This window comes from Bradyrhizobium cedriense (genome assembly GCF_054602315.1).
Genome location: NZ_JBTSWB010000003.1, coordinates 271,801 through 289,209 on the forward strand (window position 1 = coordinate 271,801; position 17,409 = coordinate 289,209).

18 protein-coding genes are annotated in these 17,409 nt (G+C 65.6%); 15 read left to right on the plus strand and 3 right to left on the minus strand.

The window, feature by feature from the left end:
• The first annotated feature begins 13 nt into the window (after positions 1-13).
• The 10 genes from ACYCVF_RS12880 (at position 14) to aat (ending at position 9,914) form a co-directional block, all read left to right on the plus strand.
• On the plus strand, positions 14-1,414 hold the full coding sequence (locus ACYCVF_RS12880) for a M48 family metalloprotease (protein WP_459595876.1): 1,401 nt from the start codon (positions 14-16) through the stop codon (positions 1,412-1,414).
• 98 nt (positions 1,415-1,512) lie between these two features.
• Entirely contained in the window at positions 1,513-2,280 is a 768-nt protein-coding gene (locus ACYCVF_RS12885) for a DsbA family protein (RefSeq protein ID WP_459595877.1), read from the plus strand.
• A gap of 211 nt (positions 2,281-2,491) precedes the next feature.
• Positions 2,492-3,334 (plus strand): DUF1236 domain-containing protein, encoded by an 843-nt coding sequence (locus ACYCVF_RS12890; RefSeq protein WP_459595878.1) that lies wholly within the window; start codon positions 2,492-2,494, stop codon positions 3,332-3,334.
• Positions 3,335-3,564: 230 nt separating this feature from the next.
• Entirely contained in the window at positions 3,565-4,032 is a 468-nt protein-coding gene (gene aroQ, locus ACYCVF_RS12895; RefSeq protein ID WP_459595879.1) for a type II 3-dehydroquinate dehydratase, read from the plus strand.
• A gap of 35 nt (positions 4,033-4,067) precedes the next feature.
• A complete protein-coding gene (accB, locus tag ACYCVF_RS12900; RefSeq protein ID WP_459595880.1) occupies positions 4,068-4,562 on the plus strand; it encodes an acetyl-CoA carboxylase biotin carboxyl carrier protein in 495 nt (164 codons plus the stop codon).
• Between the two features lie 90 nt (positions 4,563-4,652).
• A complete protein-coding gene (gene accC, locus ACYCVF_RS12905; RefSeq protein ID WP_459595881.1) occupies positions 4,653-6,008 on the plus strand; it encodes an acetyl-CoA carboxylase biotin carboxylase subunit in 1,356 nt (451 codons plus the stop codon).
• A gap of 104 nt (positions 6,009-6,112) precedes the next feature.
• The gene (locus ACYCVF_RS12910; RefSeq protein ID WP_459606418.1) at positions 6,113-7,639 is read left to right on the plus strand and encodes a sensor histidine kinase; all 1,527 of its coding nucleotides are present in this window, start codon (positions 6,113-6,115) and stop codon (positions 7,637-7,639) included.
• Entirely contained in the window at positions 7,636-8,076 is a 441-nt protein-coding gene (locus tag ACYCVF_RS12915; protein ID WP_459595883.1) for a response regulator, read from the plus strand. The genes ACYCVF_RS12910 and ACYCVF_RS12915 overlap by 4 nt, the downstream gene beginning before the upstream one ends.
• Entirely contained in the window at positions 8,073-9,176 is a 1,104-nt protein-coding gene (locus ACYCVF_RS12920; protein WP_459595884.1) for a sensor histidine kinase, read from the plus strand. Before ACYCVF_RS12915 ends, ACYCVF_RS12920 begins: the two co-directional genes overlap by 4 nt.
• Positions 9,177-9,233: 57 nt before the next feature.
• Positions 9,234-9,914, plus strand: a complete 681-nt coding sequence (aat, locus tag ACYCVF_RS12925; protein ID WP_459595885.1) for a leucyl/phenylalanyl-tRNA--protein transferase — start codon at positions 9,234-9,236, stop codon at positions 9,912-9,914.
• A 112-nt stretch (positions 9,915-10,026) separates the two neighbouring features.
• On the opposite strand, the gene ACYCVF_RS12930 is transcribed toward aat, so the two are convergent.
• Positions 10,027-11,064 carry a DUF2155 domain-containing protein gene (locus ACYCVF_RS12930; RefSeq protein ID WP_459595886.1) on the minus strand — a complete coding sequence of 346 codons (1,038 nt, stop codon included), beginning with the start codon at positions 11,062-11,064 and terminating at the stop codon, positions 10,027-10,029.
• Between the two features lie 209 nt (positions 11,065-11,273).
• On the opposite strand from ACYCVF_RS12930, the gene ACYCVF_RS12935 reads away from it, so the two are divergent.
• The 3 genes from ACYCVF_RS12935 to ACYCVF_RS12945 all read left to right on the plus strand — a co-directional run bounded on the left by ACYCVF_RS12935 (position 11,274) and on the right by ACYCVF_RS12945 (position 13,616).
• Entirely contained in the window at positions 11,274-12,221 is a 948-nt protein-coding gene (locus ACYCVF_RS12935; RefSeq protein WP_459595887.1) for an alpha/beta hydrolase, read from the plus strand.
• A gap of 14 nt (positions 12,222-12,235) precedes the next feature.
• Positions 12,236-13,243 (plus strand): Na+-dependent transporter, encoded by a 1,008-nt coding sequence (locus ACYCVF_RS12940; protein WP_459596464.1) that lies wholly within the window; start codon positions 12,236-12,238, stop codon positions 13,241-13,243.
• 121 nt (positions 13,244-13,364) lie between these two features.
• Entirely contained in the window at positions 13,365-13,616 is a 252-nt protein-coding gene (locus ACYCVF_RS12945) for a PepSY domain-containing protein (RefSeq protein ID WP_459595888.1), read from the plus strand.
• A 75-nt stretch (positions 13,617-13,691) separates the two neighbouring features.
• Here the strand turns inward: ACYCVF_RS12945 and ACYCVF_RS12950 are convergent, their stop codons facing one another.
• The gene (locus ACYCVF_RS12950) at positions 13,692-14,630 is read right to left on the minus strand and encodes a GlxA family transcriptional regulator (RefSeq protein ID WP_459595889.1); all 939 of its coding nucleotides are present in this window, start codon (positions 14,628-14,630) and stop codon (positions 13,692-13,694) included.
• A gap of 112 nt (positions 14,631-14,742) precedes the next feature.
• Between ACYCVF_RS12950 and ACYCVF_RS12955 the strand changes: the two genes are divergently transcribed.
• Positions 14,743-15,429: a DJ-1/PfpI family protein gene (locus ACYCVF_RS12955; RefSeq protein WP_459595890.1), complete on the plus strand. Its 687-nt coding sequence runs from the start codon at positions 14,743-14,745 to the stop codon at positions 15,427-15,429.
• Between the two features lie 397 nt (positions 15,430-15,826).
• Here ACYCVF_RS12955 and ACYCVF_RS12960 read toward each other — a convergent pair whose 3' ends face one another.
• Positions 15,827-16,234 (minus strand): NADH:ubiquinone oxidoreductase subunit NDUFA12, encoded by a 408-nt coding sequence (locus ACYCVF_RS12960; RefSeq protein ID WP_459595891.1) that lies wholly within the window; start codon positions 16,232-16,234, stop codon positions 15,827-15,829.
• A gap of 243 nt (positions 16,235-16,477) precedes the next feature.
• Between ACYCVF_RS12960 and ACYCVF_RS12965 the strand changes: the two genes are divergently transcribed.
• On the plus strand, positions 16,478-17,230 hold the full coding sequence (locus tag ACYCVF_RS12965; protein WP_459595892.1) for a BA14K family protein: 753 nt from the start codon (positions 16,478-16,480) through the stop codon (positions 17,228-17,230).
• Positions 17,231-17,409 lie beyond the last annotated feature (179 nt).

Consider the following 17,409-nt stretch of genomic DNA (forward strand, 5'->3'; position numbering starts at 1 on the left):
CCCAGATCACTTGATGTTGCTCAAGATTGCATCGCGCCAAAAGGCCTCCGCCCTCACTGCGCTCGTCACCGCCATGGCGATCGCGCTGACGCCGTTCCCGGCCGCGCATGCGCAGGCCAAGGGGCCGCCGGTGCTGCGCGACACCGAGACCGAGCAGCTGCTGCGCGAATACACGCGCCCGATCCTCCGGGTCGCCGGTCTGGAGAAGCACAACATCCAGATGGTGATCATCAACGACGGCTCGTTCAACGCGTTCGTCGCGGACGGCCGCCGCATCTTCGTCAATTGGGGTGCCCTGCTCCAGTCGGAGACGCCGAACCAGATCATCGGCGTGCTCGCGCACGAGACCGGGCATCTGGCGGGCGGCCATCTGTCCAAGCTGCGCGAACAGCTCGCCACCGCCCAGACCCAGATGATCATCGCGATGCTGCTCGGCGCCGGCGCGATCGCTGCGGGCAGCACCCGCAGCTCGAGCGCCGGCAACAACGGGCTGGCAAATGCCGGCGCGGCCGCGATCGCCGCTCCGCAGGAGATGATCCGCCGTACGCTGCTGTCCTACCAGCGCCAGCAGGAGGAGAACGCCGACCGCGCCGGCGTGAAATTCCTGACGGCGACCCAGCAATCGCCGAAGGGCATGTACGAGACCTTCAAGCGCTTCACCAGCGAGAGCCTGTTCGCCTCGCGCGGCGCCGATCCCTATCTTCAGTCGCATCCGATGCCGGCCGAGCGCGTCGCCGCGCTCCAGGAATTCGCCAGCTCCAGCCCATACTGGAACAAGAAGGACGATCCCGCGCTTCAGCTCCGGCACGACATGGTTCGCGCCAAGATCTCCGCCTTCATGGAGCGGCCGGAGACGGTGTACCGCCGCTATCCCCAGACCAACGACAGCTTGCCGGCGCGCTATGCCCGCGCCATCAGTACCTATCTGCACGGGGATTTGCGCAGCGCGCTCACCCAGATCGACGCGCTGATCCAGGTGCAGCCGAACAACCCATATTTCTACGAGGTGCGCGGCCAGGCCCTTCTGGAAAGCGGCAAACCGGCCGAGGCGATCGCCCCCCTGCGCAAGGCGGCGCAGCTCTCGAACAACGCACCCCTCATCGAGATGTTACTTGGGCAGGCTCTGGTTGGAACCGATAATAAGGCCTACACCGATGATGCCGTTCGGATTCTCCGCGCCGCTGTGGCGCGAGAGCCCGAGGCGGCCCTCGGCTATACCCAACTCGCGATGGCCTACGGCCGGAAGGGAGACTATGCCGAGGCAGATCTCGCCTCGGCCCAGGCCGCCTACCTGCGCGGCGACAACAAGACCGCCCGCGAGCTTGCCACGCGCGCGAAAACCCGTTTCGCCGTCGGCACGCCTGGATGGGTCAAGGCCGACGACATCGTGGCGGCGAAGCCGTCGCGCAACTGACGCAACTCGAACGACGCCTGATACCACGACGTCACGACACCGAGCTCAAGTCCATCGGGACTTTTCTCGAAACCTGCTTTGGATAAGAGGATTTCACCATGCCTTCGCTGCGCCTGCTTGCTCCTGCGTTGTTTGCGCTCGCCATGTTCGGCGCAGCCGTGCCCGCCTCGGCCGACGGTTTCTCCGACAGCCAGCGCACCGACATCGAGAAGATCATCAAGAACTATCTCGTCAGCCATCCCGAAGTGCTCGAGGAGGCCATGGCTGAACTCAGCAAGCGCCAGGCCGCGGCGGAAACGCAGAAGCACGAGGCCAGCATCGCACAGAATGCCGATGCGATCTTCAACTCGCCGCGCCAGGTCGTGCTCGGCAACAAGGATGGCGACGTCACCTTCGTCGAGTTCTTCGACTACAATTGCGGCTACTGCAAACGCGCCATGGGCGACATGCTCGAACTCATGAAGAGCGATCCGAAGCTGAAGGTGGTGCTGAAGGAGTTTCCGGTGCTGAGCCAGGGCTCCGTCGAAGCGGCCCAGGTCGCGGTCGCCGTGCGCATGCAGGATCCCTCGGGCAAGAAATACCTCGATTTCCACCAGAGGCTGCTCAATGGTCGTGGTGCGGCGGACAAGGCGCGTGCGATTCAGGCGGCCAAGGAAGCCGGCCTCGACACTGCGAAAATCGAAAAGGACATCGCCAGCCCCGAGGTGCGCGCCACCATCGAGGAGAACTTCAAGCTTGCAGAAGCGATGGGCATGAACGGTACGCCGAGCTACGTGATCGGCAAGCAGATCGTGATCGGAGCCGTCGGCGTAGAAAGCCTCAGGGAAAAGATCGGCATTGCCCGCTGCGGCAAAGCGACTTGTTGATCACACGTTCTACGATAACGAAGACGCGCAAAAGGCCGGCTGAAAAGCCGGCCTTTCTTCTTGCGCCAGACCTTGGCGCGATTTTGCAAAGTCATTCATCTGGCGTTCAACAAACAAATGCCGCGGAACAGCCAATGTTCCGGAACAAGTCAAATCTCCTTTCGTTGTCGGCGCGGGCAATGACGCAGAGAAACACGTGAGGAGAATTTCGATGTTGAACCGCTTTATGATCTCAGTTGCCGCAGCAGCACTCGTGGCGGGCACCGGTCTGGCGAACGCACAGGGTACCATGGGCCGCGACAGCGGCGGCGGCGCAGGTGGCGCGCAGACGCAGCAATCGCAGCCCTCTGGCGGCGGTGCCGAGCGTGGTGGCGCGATGGGTCGCGATTCCATGAGCCATGACAAGGGTACTGTCGGCCAGTCCGGCGGCTCCAGCGGCATGAAGTCCGATCGGGCCTCCGAGGACAAATCCGGCGCGATGAAGGACGATCGCTCCTCGGGTGGTGCGATGAACAAGAACGCGGCCGAAGACAAGGCCGGCGCCACCAAGGGCCAGCGCACGGATGACCGCGCACAGGGCCAGATGGACAAGTCCCAGCAGGACAAGTCCAAGAGCATGAGCCAGGACACGACCAAGTCCGGAAGCAAGGACCAGAAGGACATGAAGGCTGAGGGCAGCAAGAGCGGCACCTCGACCAACAACGCCGACAGCCGTCAGGGCACCGGCACGAACCAGAACGCGCAGGGCCAGAGCTCGACCTCATCCTCGACCACGGTGGGACAGGCCGGGGCCGCTGCCAAGCTTTCGACCGAGCAGCGCACGCAGATCACGTCGGTGATCCGCGAGCAGCGCGTGCAGCCCGTGACCAACGTCAACTTCTCGATCTCCGTCGGCACCCGCGTGCCGCGCGAGGGCATCACGCTTCACGCCCTGCCGTCCCGGGTCGTGTCCATCTATCCGGAGTGGCGGACCTACAGGTACGTCCTGGTCCGCGATGAGATCGTGATCATCAATCCGGACACCTACGAGATCGTGGCAGTGCTGAACGTCTAAGGCCGGATACCGGCAACCCCAGGGGGCGGGCAGCGATGCCCGCCCCCCTTCGCATGCGGCCGGCAGCCCATGCTTCGGACTGGTTAACAAGCAATTTCCGTAGTTTCCGCACAGGTTTTTGCGCACTGGATGAGGTGCCTGACCCCGCCCCTCAGGCCCTTCAAGGCTTCCCCTCACGCGCTTTGTTACCTATAACCCCGCCACGCCGAAGCACCTCTTCCGGGATTGGAATGGCCGAACCTGCAACCGACACGATCCTCGTCCTGAACGGGCCGAACCTCAACATGCTGGGGACGCGCGAGCCCGAAAAGTACGGCCACGGAACGCTGGCCGACGTCGAGGTGCTGTGCCGGGAGACGGCGGCGACGTTCGGCCTCAAGGTCGATTGCCGCCAGTCCAACCGCGAAGGCGAATTGATCGACTTCATCCACGAGGCGCATCGGCGCAGGATGAAGGGCATCGTGATCAATGCCGGCGGCTATTCCCACACCTCGATCGCGCTGCACGACGCGCTGCTCGCGGTGCAAATTCCGGCGGTCGAAGTGCACGTGACCAACATCCACGCCCGCGAGAGCTTTCGTCATCACTCCTACACCGCACGCGCGGCCTTCGCCTCGCTCTGCGGCTTCGGCATCGAGGGCTACCGCCTCGCCATTCAGGGCCTTGCCGCCAAGCTCGGCATCAAGCCCAACGCCTGACGCTCCCTTCCAACAGAACATTCGGATCAAACAACATGGCGCGCCAGCCAGACGACAAAGCAGCCGCAAAGTTTTCCAGCGAGGATTCCGCGCTCGTCCGCGAGCTTGCCTTGCTGCTCGATGAGACCAGCCTCACCGAAATCGAGATCGAACGGGCAGGCCTGCGCCTGCGCGTCGCCCGCAACATCAGCATTGCCGCGACGATGCCGATGCCGATGACAGCCGCTCCCGCCGCACTTCCGATGACTGCAGGCGCCGCCGCGCCCGGCACTGCTGCGCCCGATCTGTCGAAGCATCCCGGCGCCGTGATCTCGCCGATGGTCGGCACGGCCTATTGGGCGCCGGAGCCGGGCGCAAAACCGTTCATCGAGGTCGGCACCAAGGTCTCGGTCGGCCAGACGCTGCTCATCATCGAAGCCATGAAGACGATGAACCAGATCCCCTCGCCGCGCGCCGGCACGGTGACGCAGATCCTGGTCGAGGACGGCCAGCCGGTCGAGTACGGCGAGCCGCTCGTGATCATTGAGTAAGCGAATGAGGAATAGCGAATAGCGAATGGTCCAGCCCTTCCCTACTCGCCATTCGCCACTCGCCATTCGCTACTTCGCCCCTGAGGCACCATGTTCGACAAGATCCTCATAGCCAATCGCGGCGAGATCGCCCTTCGCATCCTCAGGGCCTGCAAGGAGCTCGGGATCGCGACCGTGGCCGTGCACTCCACCGCCGACGCCGACGCCATGCATGTGCGCCTGTCGGACGAGAGCGTGTGCATCGGGCCGCCGCCGTCCAAGGACAGCTATCTCAACGTGCCCGCGCTGCTCGCGGCCTGCGAGATCACGGGCGCCGACGCCGTGCATCCCGGCTACGGCTTCCTGTCGGAGAACGCGCGCTTTGCGGAAATTCTCGAAGAGCACAATCTGCACTTCATCGGTCCCAAGGCCGAGCACATCCGCCTGATGGGCGACAAGATCGAGGCGAAGAAGACCGCCAAGCGCCTCGGCATACCCGTGGTGCCCGGCTCCGACGGCGCTGTCGGTCCAGATGACGACTCGATGGCGATCGCGAAGGCGATCGGCTTCCCGGTCCTGGTCAAGGCGGCAGCCGGCGGCGGCGGCCGCGGCATGAAGGTCGCCCACAGCGAGGCCGACCTGCAGGTAGCCTTGTCGACGGCGGCCAACGAGGCCAAATCCGCCTTTGGCGATGCCTCCGTCTATCTCGAAAAGTACCTCGAGAAGCCGCGTCACATCGAGATCCAGATCCTCGGCGACGGCCGCGGCGGCGCGATCCATCTGGGCGAGCGCGACTGCTCGCTGCAGCGCCGGCACCAGAAGGTCTGGGAAGAAGGCCCCTCGCCCGTCCTCGCGGCGGCCGCACGCGCCAGGATCGGCGAGACCTGCGCGAAAGCGATGCGCGAGATGAAATATCTCGGCGTCGGCACCATCGAGTTCCTGTTCGAGGACGGCGAGTTCTACTTCATCGAGATGAACACCCGCATCCAGGTGGAGCATCCCGTCACCGAGAGCATCACCGACATCGACCTCGTGCTGGAACAGATCCGCATCGCCGCCGGCGGGGATCTGCCGGCCAGGCAGGACGAAGTCCAGGTCATCGGCCACGCGATCGAATGCCGCATCAACGCCGAGAATCCGCAGACCTTCCGACCCTCGCCGGGCCGGATCCTGCAATATCACCCGCCGGGTGGCCTGGGCGTCCGGATCGATTCCGCCGTCTATCAGGGTTACACGATCCCGCCCTATTACGATTCCCTCGTCGGCAAGCTGATCGTGCATGGTAAGACCCGCGCCGAATGCCTGATGCGGCTGCGCCGGGCGCTGGACGAGATGGTGGTCGAAGGCATCGAGACCACACTGCCGCTGTTCCGGGCCCTGGTGCGCGAGGACGACATCATCAACGGCGACTACCACATCCACTGGCTGGAACAGTATCTGGCCGGCAAGGAACCCGCCGCCAAATAATCTGCCGGCCTGGAACCCTTTGGCCCCTCTCGCGTTCTGGACGGTCGGGGCCAGTTCCAAGGGGGCGTTTTGAACTTCACTGAACATAAAGCAGGTGAACCGTCGTGACGGCTGAAGCCCTCCGGCGGCGCGCGTTTTGGCTGGTCCTGCTGTTCGCGGCGGGCCTTTTGGTGCTGACCGCGATCAGCGCCGGCTCCGTCTATCTCGTCAACAAGGCCAGAGACGACAACAAATGGGTCGTCCACACCATCGAGGCCCAGAACCGGATCAACGCCCTGCTGCTGGAAATCCGGCGGGCCGAAAGTTCAGCTCGGGGTTTCCTCCTGACCCAGGGCACGAACTTCAAGGCCGACCATGACAAGGCCGTGGCGGCGATCGTCCCCGCGCTCGATAAGCTCACTCGACTGACCGGCGACAATCCGGCGCAACGCCAAAACATCGAAAAGCTGAGCACCGCGATCGAGACCCGGCTTGGCCAGTTTACGCAGGAAATGGAATTCATCGGCCAGGGCCAGCCGGACAAGGCCGCAGATGTGGTGCGCGAAGCCGCCTCCACCGACACCACGGCCGCCATCGCCCAAGTTGCGACGGCCATGCTCCAGGAAGAGGAACGGCTGTTTCGTCTGCGCTCGACCAACGCGGATCGCAGCCAAACCCTGGCGGCATCGATGACGGGCGTCGGCTCCGGTCTGGTCGTGCTGCTCGCGCTGATTTCGATCTGGCTGGTGCGGCGCTCGATCCGCGCCCGCGACGAGGCCGAAAGGCGCCTGCGCGATGCCAACGTCAATCTGGAGGCTGTCGTCGACGAACGCACGGCCGATTTGCGCGAAGCCAATGACGAGATCCAGCGCTTTGCCTATATCGTCAGCCACGATCTGCGCTCGCCGCTCGTCAACATCATGGGCTTCACCAGCGAGCTCGAGGAGCTCGGCGGCGACATTTTCCGGCGGATCGGCAGCCTCGCCCAGGTCCCCGCGGGCGGGCCGCCACTGGCCCCCGCCGCGCCGGGCGAGACCACGCTGGACGGCGCCGACAAGCAGCTTTCGGAGGATTTTTCCGAAGCGCTCGGCTTCATCAAGACGTCGATCGCCAAGATGGACCGGCTGATCTCGGCCATCCTCAATCTCACCCGCGAGGGCCGGCGCGAATTCCAGCCGGTGAAGATCGACACGCGCGAGCTGATCGAGGCCATCGTCTCGACGCTGGCGCACCAGGCGGCCGAGGCGCAGGCCGAGATCCACCTCGAGCCCCTGCCAAACCTCGTGAGCGACCGTCTGGCCCTCGAGCAGATCTTCTCGAACCTGATCGACAATGCGGTCAAATATCTCAAGCCCGGCATACCCGGCGAGATCAGAATCCGCGGGCGCACCAAGCTCGGCTACGCTATCTTCGAGATCAGCGACAACGGCCGCGGGATCGATCCGAAGGACCACCAGCGGATATTCGACCTGTTCCGCCGCGCGGGAACCCAGGACAAGCCCGGCCAGGGCATTGGCCTTGCGCATGTACGTGCACTTGTGCGTCGCCTCGGCGGCACCATGTCGGTATCATCGGAACTGAACGCGGGCAGCACCTTCACGATCACGCTGCCGATCGCCTGGAATGTGAGCAACCGGAACACAGATCGATGACCCAGCCTGTCACCATCATCATGATCGAGGACGACGAGGGCCACGCCCGCCTGATCGAGCGCAATATCCGCCGCTCCGGCGTCAACAACGAGATCGTCTCCTTCCAGAACGGCACGGACGCGATGATGCACCTGTTCGGAGCCGACCGCTCCGGGCTGGTTCAGAAGGGCAATGCGCTCCTGATCCTGCTCGATCTCAACCTCCCCGACATGACCGGGATCGACATTCTGAAGCAGATCAAGGAGAACAAATATCTGAAGGCCTCGCCCGTGGTGGTGCTGACCACCACCGACGACTCCCAGGAAATCAAGCGCTGCTACGAGCTGGGCTGCAACGTCTACATCACCAAGCCCGTCAACTACGAGAATTTCGCCAATGCCATCCGGCAGCTCGGCTTGTTCTTCTCGGTCATCCAGGTCCCGCCCGCCGCCTCATGAACCAGCACACGCCGACACTGCTCTATATCGACGACGACGCCGCGCTGGCGCGCCTGGTCGACCGCGGCCTGACGCGGCGCGGCTACAGGGTCGTTCACGCCGCGAGCGGCGAGGAAGGCCTGGAGCGCATCCGCAGCGCGCAGACGAGCGGCGGCATCGACGTCGTCGCGCTCGACCAGTACATGCCGGGTCTCGACGGGCTGGAGACGCTCGAGCAGATCATGGCCATCCCGGACGCGCCGCCGGTCGTATTCGTCACTGCATCGCAGGATTCCAGCATCGCGGTGACCGCGCTGAAGGCGGGCGCGGCCGACTATCTGGTGAAGGACGTCCAGGGCGACTTCATCCCGCTCCTCCACGTCGCTGCCGAAGGCGCGCTGCGCCAGGCCGAGTTGCAGAGGGCACGCGAGGAAGCCGAAGCCGAGATCCACGCCTCGCGCGACCGCTACGCGGCGCTTGCTGCCGAACGCGAGCTCTTGCTGCGCGAGGTCAACCACCGCGTCGGCAACTCGCTCCAGATCATCGCCTCGCTGCTGCACCTCCAGGCGAGCTCCGCCGCGCAGGACGAGGTCAAGGTGGCACTGACCAATGCGATGGGCCGTGTCGCCGCGGTCGCTCAGGTGCACCGCCGGCTCTATACCTCGCAGGACCTCAAGAGCGTGGTCCTGAACCAGTACCTGGATTCGCTGCTCGAGGATCTCCGCCGCTCCGCCGAAGGCAACCGGATGTCGCGCCTGACGCTGAAGGCCGAGCCGATCGAGATCGATCCCGACCGCGCGGTCGCCGTCGGCATCATCGTCAACGAGCTGGTGATGAACGCGGTGAAATACGCCTATCCCGACGGCGCCGGCCCGATCCATGTCGAGCTGGTCTCGCAGGGCGAAGATCTCCTGCTCTCGATCACCGACGATGGCGTCGGCGACAACGTCAAGGCCGATCCGCGCTCCACCGGCATGGGCCAGCGCATCGTCGCGGCCATGGCCTCGAAGCTCGACGCTTCGGTCGAGCGCGATCCCGCGCATTCCGGAACCCGGATCGTCCTGAAGTTCGGCCGCCTGCCCGCTCTCCCCGGCAAGACCAGCACCGCCGCCGCAAGCTGACCTCGCGCCCCGCTGCCCCCATCGCAAGCGCAAGACGATCCTGCTATGATCTGGGCCATGACTTCGCGCGACTCCGCCCCGTCTGAAATCACGCCGGCCGTGCTGCTGCGCGCTTATGCCTGCGGCATCTTCCCGATGGCGGAAAGTGCCGACGATCCGACCCTGTTCTGGGTCGAGCCGGAGCTGCGCGGCGTCATCCCGCTCGACGGATTTCGCGTCGCCTCGCGGCTCGCGCGCACCGTGCGTTCGGATCAGTTCCGCGTGACCGTCAACACCGCGTTCAAGGCGACCATCGCCGGCTGCGCCGCGCCGCAGGCCGGGCGCGAGGACACCTGGATCAACAAGCGCATCCGCGACCTCTATGGCGGCCTCTTCGACCTCGGCCATTGTCACAGCGTCGAAGCCTGGCAGGGGGACGACCTCGTCGGCGGGCTCTACGGCGTCAGCCTCGGGCGGGCGTTCTTCGGCGAGAGCATGTTCCACACCGCGCGCGATGCCTCGAAGGTTGCGCTGGTGCATTTGGTCGCGCGGCTCATTCATGGCGGCTTCGAGCTGCTCGACACTCAATATGTCACCGATCATCTCAAGAGCTTTGGCGCGGTCGAGATTTCGCGGCGACGCTACACGGCACTGCTCGACAAGGCGCTTGCAGGTGACCCCGGCGATTTCCTGAGGCTCTCGGCCGGCGAAGCCATCCCGGGCGCACGCGCGCTCGAGATCATCGCCTCACGGCAATGATCAATAGCCGCACTTAAATCCCGATGCGGTCAGGATGAATCGTCCGCGCTTCAGGTTGTCGTTGAAGCATGATCGTTTCGGAAAACCGCTGCGCACTTTTCCGGATCATGCTTTAGCGGCCGAGCCCGGGGATACCGAACAGGCCTGGCCGCTGCTCCGGCGGCGGAGGCGGCGGCGGTGCCGGTTGCTGCTGCTGGATCGGCGGCAGAGGCTGCGGCGGACGCTGCTGCACGGCCTGCTTGGGCGCGGCCTTCTTCTGCGCGGCCGGCGGAGGTGCGGGCTTGCTCGACGGATCTGGCGCCGCGGTCGCGATCGTCTGCTGCGGCTCTTTGCAGTCGGTGAGCCAGATGTCGTAGATCGGATGCTCCACGCCGTGCAGGCCGGGGCTCGCGGCATACATCCAGCCCGAGAAGATGCGTTTCACCTCGCCCTGCAAGGTGATCTCGTCGACCTCGACGAAGGCATCGGTGTTGGCGGCCTCCGTCGCCGGCCGCGTGTAGCAGGCGTCCGTCTTGACGCGGAGCGCGCCGAACTGGACGGTCTCGCCGATCTCCTCGTCGAAATTGATGATGCGCCCGGTGATCTTGTCGAGGCCCGAGAAGGTGGCCTTCTTGTTCACGATCTTCTGGGCAGGCGGCTCGGTCACGACCTCGTCGCCCGGCTGGAGGCTCGCCGGCGTCTGCGGAACCGCTCCCGGGGCGCCCTTCTGCTGGGGCTGGCGCTGACCGGGTGCACCCGGGGCGCCCTGCGGACCGGGCGGCGAGATCGCGGCGGACGGTGGCTGGTTCGGCGGCGCGACGGTCGAACCCGGCGGCGGCGCCAGGGGCTGGGTCTCGACCGGGCCCGGCATCACGTTGCCCTGCCGACCGGGAGGCGGCAGCATCGGACGCGACGGCAGCACGCGGCCCTGCGGCGGCAGCTCCGGCACCTCTTCGTCGTCGTCGGGAATCTGCTGCGGCTGCGGCTGACCGCGCGGAATGCTGCCGGGCGGTCGCAGCGGCGGCGGATCCGAAAAGATCGTGCCGATCTGCGCCTGAGCCGGCGTCGCAACCGTCAGTCCGGTGGCGGCCAAAAGCGCCGCAAGACCTGTCAGGGTAATGGTTCGAAACATCTCGCGCGGCTTCAACAGCGAATCGGGCTTGTTGGACATTCTACAGGGGATACCGCCGCTCGCAGGCCATCCGGTTAACACGCCGAATACGGCGGGGGAAGGGCGGCATCCCTGCCCTTCCTGGCGCGCTCTGGCCAGACCGGCGCCTGGATGGGATAGTCAAAGGCCCCTCCCCGGGGCGAAGTCAGGCGCCGCCCCCCAAAAAATGACACCAGCCGGAAACCCCCAGGTCCCCTAGGTCCCCCTTCATGCCCGTTGTGCTCGATCCCGATGCCGCCGCCGTCTACAAGGCCTTCCAGGAGGCCGGTCGCCCCGCCTACGAGACGCTGACCGCGGACGAAGCGCGCGCCTATTACTCGCAGGCGCGCTTTGCCACCAACCCCGAACCGCCGGAGCTCGCCCGCATCGCGCCGCTGGCCATCCCGGCGCCGCACGGCGCGATTCCAGCCCGCATCTACGTTCCGAACGAACTGCGCCGGCACGACGGCCTGTCGCCGGCGCTGGTGTTCTTCCATGGCGGCGGCTGGGTGATCGGCGATCTCGACTCCCACGACGTCGTCTGCCGCCAGCTTGCCGTTTCAGGCGCACTGATCGTGATCTCGGTCGACTACCGTCTCGCCCCCGAGCACAAGTTTCCCGCCGCGGCCGAAGACGCCATCGCCGCGACCAAATGGGTCGCCGCGAACGCGCGCGAACTCGGCATCGACGCCGCGCGCCTTGCGATCGGCGGCGACAGCGCCGGCGGCAATCTCGCCGCGGTCGTGGCGCTCGCCGCGCGTGACGCCGGCGGTCCGGCCATCGCGGGCCAGGCGTTGATCTATCCGGCGACCGATTTCGCCATGACGCACGGCTCCCACATCGAGCCTGAGACCAGTGTGCTGCTGACGCATTCGGTGATCCGCTGGTTCCGCGATCACTATCTCAACGGCGCTGCCGACATCCACGACTGGCGCGCCTCGCCCGCGCGCGCTGCGAGCCTCATTGGACTCCCGCCGGCCTACGTGCTGACCGCCGGCGCAGATCCCTTGCGCGACGAAGGCGACGAATATGCCGCGCGCCTCAAGCAGGCCGGCGTACCCGTGACTTACAAGCACTATCCGGGCCAATTCCATGGCTTCTTCACCATGGGGAAATTGTTGCGAGAGGCCAATGTCGCCGTCGGCGAGATCGGTGCGTGGCTGAAGGGATTGGGCTGACGCCGCCGTCCCGCATGCCTTCCGTTCTTCATACGATCTTCGCTCTCCCCCTCCGCGCTCTGACATGGCTCGGCGGCCAGGGCACCCGCGCGGTGGCGGCCATCGCCTTCATCGCGGTCGCGGTGCCGCCGCTCGGTGCAGTGCTGCGGCCCTACGTCACCGAGGCGATTTTCCTCCTGCTCTGCATCTCCTTCATGCGCGTCGATCTCGTGGCGCTGTACGGACATCTGCGCAGGCCTGCGCTGGTCGCAGCCGCCACGGCCTGGACCACGATCGCCGTGCCGCTGGTCTTCGGATTGATCTCCCATGCGACCGGGCTCACCAATAATTCGCCCGGCCTGGCGCTCGCGCTGATGCTCCAGGGCGTGGCCTCGCCGATGATGGCCGCACCGGCCCTTGCCGCGCTGATGGGGCTGGACGCCACCCTCGTGCTGGTCACGCTGGTGACCTCGACTGCGCTCGTTCCCTTCACCGCCTCGTTGTTCGCAAGCCTCTTTCTCGGCGGCATGCTCAGCATCTCGCCGCTGACGCTCGGCCTCAAGCTGCTCGGCATCCTCGCGGCATCGCTGCTGGCAGCGACCATCATCCGCCGCCTGTTCGGCAGCGAGGCGATCCAGCGCCACAAGCAGCCGATCGACGGGCTCAACATCATCATCCTCCTGGTGTTCGCCTCGGCGGTGATGGGCGACGTCGCCAGCGACCTGGTCGCCGCCCCCCTGTTCACGATCGCCGTCGCGCTGCTGGCCTTTACGGTCTATTTCACCCTGCTCGCGGTCACGACGCTGATCTTCCGCCGCGTCGGCACCGAGCGCGCCTTCGCGATCGGCCTGATGGTGTCACAGCGCAATCTCGGCCTGATGCTGGCGGCGACCGCGGGCGCGCTGCCGGCAACGACCTGGCTGTATTTTGCGCTGACGCAGTTTCCCATTCATCTTGCGCCGTACATGCTGATGCCGATCGCAAGGCGCCTGACCGCGCGCGCAGATGCATCTGGCGAGGCGCCGGCAAATGGCACCACATAGCATTCCTCATCAGTTCGGGAATTGCCGCCCCGAGCCGGCTGTTCACTCATTTGCACCGCCGCAGACGAGGAACATCAGTTCCGCGATCCCGTTGAAGCTTCTCACGATCAGGAGGTTCGCGATGAAGTTTGCCACAATTCTGGTTCTCGGTTCGCTCGCCTTGGCCTCAGCAGCAAGAGCAGATCAGCCTGGACCTGACTGGATGCCGATGGAGCAGGTGAAGGCCAAGGTCATGGAATCAGGCTATTCGCAGGTGACGAAGCTCGAAGCCGACGATGGCCAGTGGGAGGGCGAAGGCGTCAAGAACGGACAGAAGATGGAATTCCATGCCGACCCCAAGACCGGCGTGATCGTGAGCGAAAAGCCGGATTGATAGGCATCGTCAATCTCCGCTCTTGAACGCGGACGTCGCCGTTCCGCAGGGCGCACCGAGTTCAAGAGCACACGCCTAACCCGTCCGCGCCGCACGCCGCAGCGCCTGTGGCGGCTGACCGAAGGCGCGGATGAAGGCGCGCCGCATTCGCTCGGGGTCGCGGAATCCGGTCGTTTCCGCCACGAGCTCGATCGCCTCGCGCGAGGACTGCACGCGTTCGCGCGCGACTTCGAGCCGCAACCGCTCGATGGCCTTGGATGGCGTGGTGCCGGTCTCGGCCGCAAAGGCGCGGGCAAAGTGCCGCGCGCTCATGCCGGCACGATCGGCGAGGTCCTCCACCGTCAGCGGCGCGTCGAGGTTTTCGCGCGCCCAGGACAACAGCGCGCCGAAGCGTCCGTTCGGCGCCTTCAACTCCAGCAGCGATGAGAACTGCGACTGCCCGCCGCTGCGGCGGTGATAGAGCACGAGCTGGCGCGCAGTCTCTTGCGCGATCTCCTCGCCATGATCCTCGGTGACCATCGCCAGCGCGAGATCGATGCCGGCCGTGATGCCCGCCGACGTCCACACATTGCCGTCGCGGGTGAAAATATGGTCCGGCTCGAACTTCACCTTCGGATAGCGCGCGACGAAATCGCGGGTGCGGCCCCAATGGGTGGTGGCGCGGCGGCCATCGAGCAGTCCGGCCTCGGCCAGCACATAGGCGCCAGAGCAGACGCTGGCGACGCGCACGCCGCGCCGCGCCAAGCGCTGCACGAAGGCGCGCGTGATCTCGCAGCGCGCGGCGTCGGCAACGCCCATGCCGCCGGCCACGACCAGCGTCGTGATGGCGTTCGCCGCCTTGAGATCGCGCGCCATCATCTCGACGCCCGATGAGCTCCGCACCAGTCCCGGCTTCGCCGCCAGCACGCGAATGCCGGGCGCTTTGCCGGTGCAGCGCGCTGCGACCTCGAACGCCGAGATCGGGCCTGCGGCATCGAGCAGCTGGAAATCAGGAAAGATCAGGATGCCGATCATGCGCTGTGTCCGAAAGAGAGGCTGTGTCCGAAAGTGAGGGAATTATGCCATTTCGGACAGGAAAGCACCATGCCATCCTGCCGGCGTCAAGCTCGCAATTGGAGATCTCCCGATGTCGTCACCGCTCCAGATCGGAATCCTGGTGTTTCCGCGCGTCACCCAGCTCGACTTCACGGGCCCCCTGCAGGTCTTCGCCATGGTTCCCGGCGCGAAACTGCATCTGATCTGGAAGCGGATCGAACCGGTGCCGAGCGATTCTGTCCTGACGCTGACGCCGACCACGACCTTTGCGGATTGCCCTCAGCTCGACGTGATCTGCGTGCCCGGCGGCCACGGCACCAACGACCTGCTCAACGACGAGGAGGTGCTGGATTTCCTGCGGCGGCAGGCCGCAGGCGCCAGATACGTCACCTCGGTCTGCACGGGATCGCTGGCACTCGGCGCCGCCGGCCTTCTGAAGGGCTACCGCGCCGCCACCCATTGGAGCGCGATGGACATGCTCGCCCAGTTCGGCGCGACACCGACGAAGACGCGCGTCTGCATCGATCGAAACCGCATCACCGGCGGCGGCGTCACCGCCGGCATCGACTTCGCGTTGACGCTGGTGTCGATCATGGTCGATCGCACCACGGCGGAAGCGATCCAGCTCCAGATGGAATACAATCCGGCCCCGCCGTTCAGTTCGGGCTCGCCCGAGACGGCACCGGCGGACGTGCTGGCGTTGCTGAAGGAACGCGGCGCACAGAACCAGGCGCAACGCCTGGAAGCGGTCAAGCGCGCGGCTGAAAAGGTGAATTAGGCTCCGCTGCATCGCTGAGCCGCCGAAGAAGCTGCGCCGCGTCCGGGGCACGAGGCTTCGCATACAGAAAAAGGCCGCTCGGTTTCCCAAGCGGCCTTTCCTGTCTCACGGCGGCTGCACATTCACATCGGGCGATTTCGGAGCTTCCAGACCGGGGGCCTATCTCCCGATCGAGTCCTGGTCGGCGGCCGCTGCATTTCGGGACAGTCGCGAGCTGTTGCCCGAACCGAACGCGATGGTCTCCCATCTCCGTAAGATGGGATCATTGAGCCGCATCGCCCGCATCAGCGCAACGTCCACGCAGGCGGCATCCCCGCTCTTCCCGCTGTCCACAGCGGGGCGGCGCGGATGCATGTGCATCCGCTTCGGACGAACGGGGTTTGGGGGCAGATTAAGCCTAGCCGGGAGTCCAGGGCTGGTAGTCGCCGGTCGCCTTCGGACGCTTGCCGCTGGCAAGCGTCGAGCCGGAGGGCCGATAAGCCTTCGCCGTGCCGGTGAGATTCGGCTGGTGCGGCTTTTCCCACTCGCGCGGCTGGTAGTTGTCCTGCGTCGGCGGCACATCAACGGTGTGATGGATCCAGCCGTGCCAGGATGGCGGGATCCGGCTCGCTTCGGCATAGCCGTTATAGACCACCCAGCGCCGCTCGAAGCCGAGCGTCGGATCGATCGCCCCGCCGCGCGTGCGATAATAGAGATTGCCCTGCTCGTCCTGGCCGACCAGTTCCCCGTACCGCTTGGTCCAGAGCTGGGTGCCAAAGGTTTGGCCATTCCACCAGGTGAAGAACTTGAGGAAGAATTGTTTCATGCGGCAAGGGCCCTGCTTCGTCCGGGTCCTGATGCCATCCGGGCAGCGAAATGTCCAGTTCGGCGGGTGCGTCGCTGCCCTCCGCTGGTCCGGCTACCAAGCAAGCCCCTGCCGCAAAGCGGACGCGATCCGTTCATGCCGGGTACAGCAGCGACGAGCGAGGCTCCGCTCAAGCGCAAACCGGCGTGATCCCAGGAACTCCAAGCCATTCATAGGGTTTGCTTCCGGGAAAGGAGTTTCATCATGAACAGTCTGAAAGTATTGGGTGCCGCCGCGGCGGTGGCATTGGTTCTACCCTTGGCGAGCCCGAGCTTTGCCCAGCGTCCCGGAGTAGGCGGAGGCGGTGGCGGTGGCGCGCACGTCGGTGGCGGTGGCGGCGGCGGCGGTGCTCACTTCGGTGGCGGCGGTGGCGGCGCGCGCATGGGTGGCGGCGGTATGGGCGGTGGCGCCCAGATTGGCGGCGGCGGTGCTGGCTTCCAACGAGGTGGCGGCAACTTTGCGGCCGGCGCGGCCGTTCGTCCGGGCGGTGGTAGTTTCGCAGGCGGCGCGGTCCGTCCGGGTGGCGGCGGCTTCGTAGGCAGCGGGGTCCGTCCCGGCGGCGGCAGCTTCGTAGGCGGCATGGGGAGCCGTCCTATTGCCTCGCCGTCTTTCAGCGGTACGCGTCCCGTCGCAACTGCAGGCAATTGGCAGGGCGGAAGCAACTGGAGCGGTCGCCACGGGCATCATCATCATCGCCGCGGCGGATTCTGGCCGGGCTTTGCGGCAGGCGCGGCAATCGGCGGCCTCGGCTCGTATGCCTATTACGGCGGCGGCTACGGCTACGGCTACTACGATGATCCCTACTACTACGGCAGCTACTATGACGAGCCGTCGGTCGCGGTGGTTGCGGATGGCGGCGGCGACTCCGCTGCCTATTGCGCGCAGCGCTTCAAATCGTACGACCCGGCCTCTGGCACCTATCTCGGTTACGACGGTAGGCGTCATCCCTGCCCGTAAGCAGACCCCGAAAAGCTGGAACAAGGGCGTCGCAGCGATGCGGCGCCCTTTTTCACGCTTGGCGTAGCCTCTCCTGTCGCGGCTGCGGCATGCTCGCACCGCGCGAAGATGCGTACAAGTCGATGCAAATGGACCTCTATGCACCACGCCGTGCATATCCTTCGCGATTCAGTCCTAAA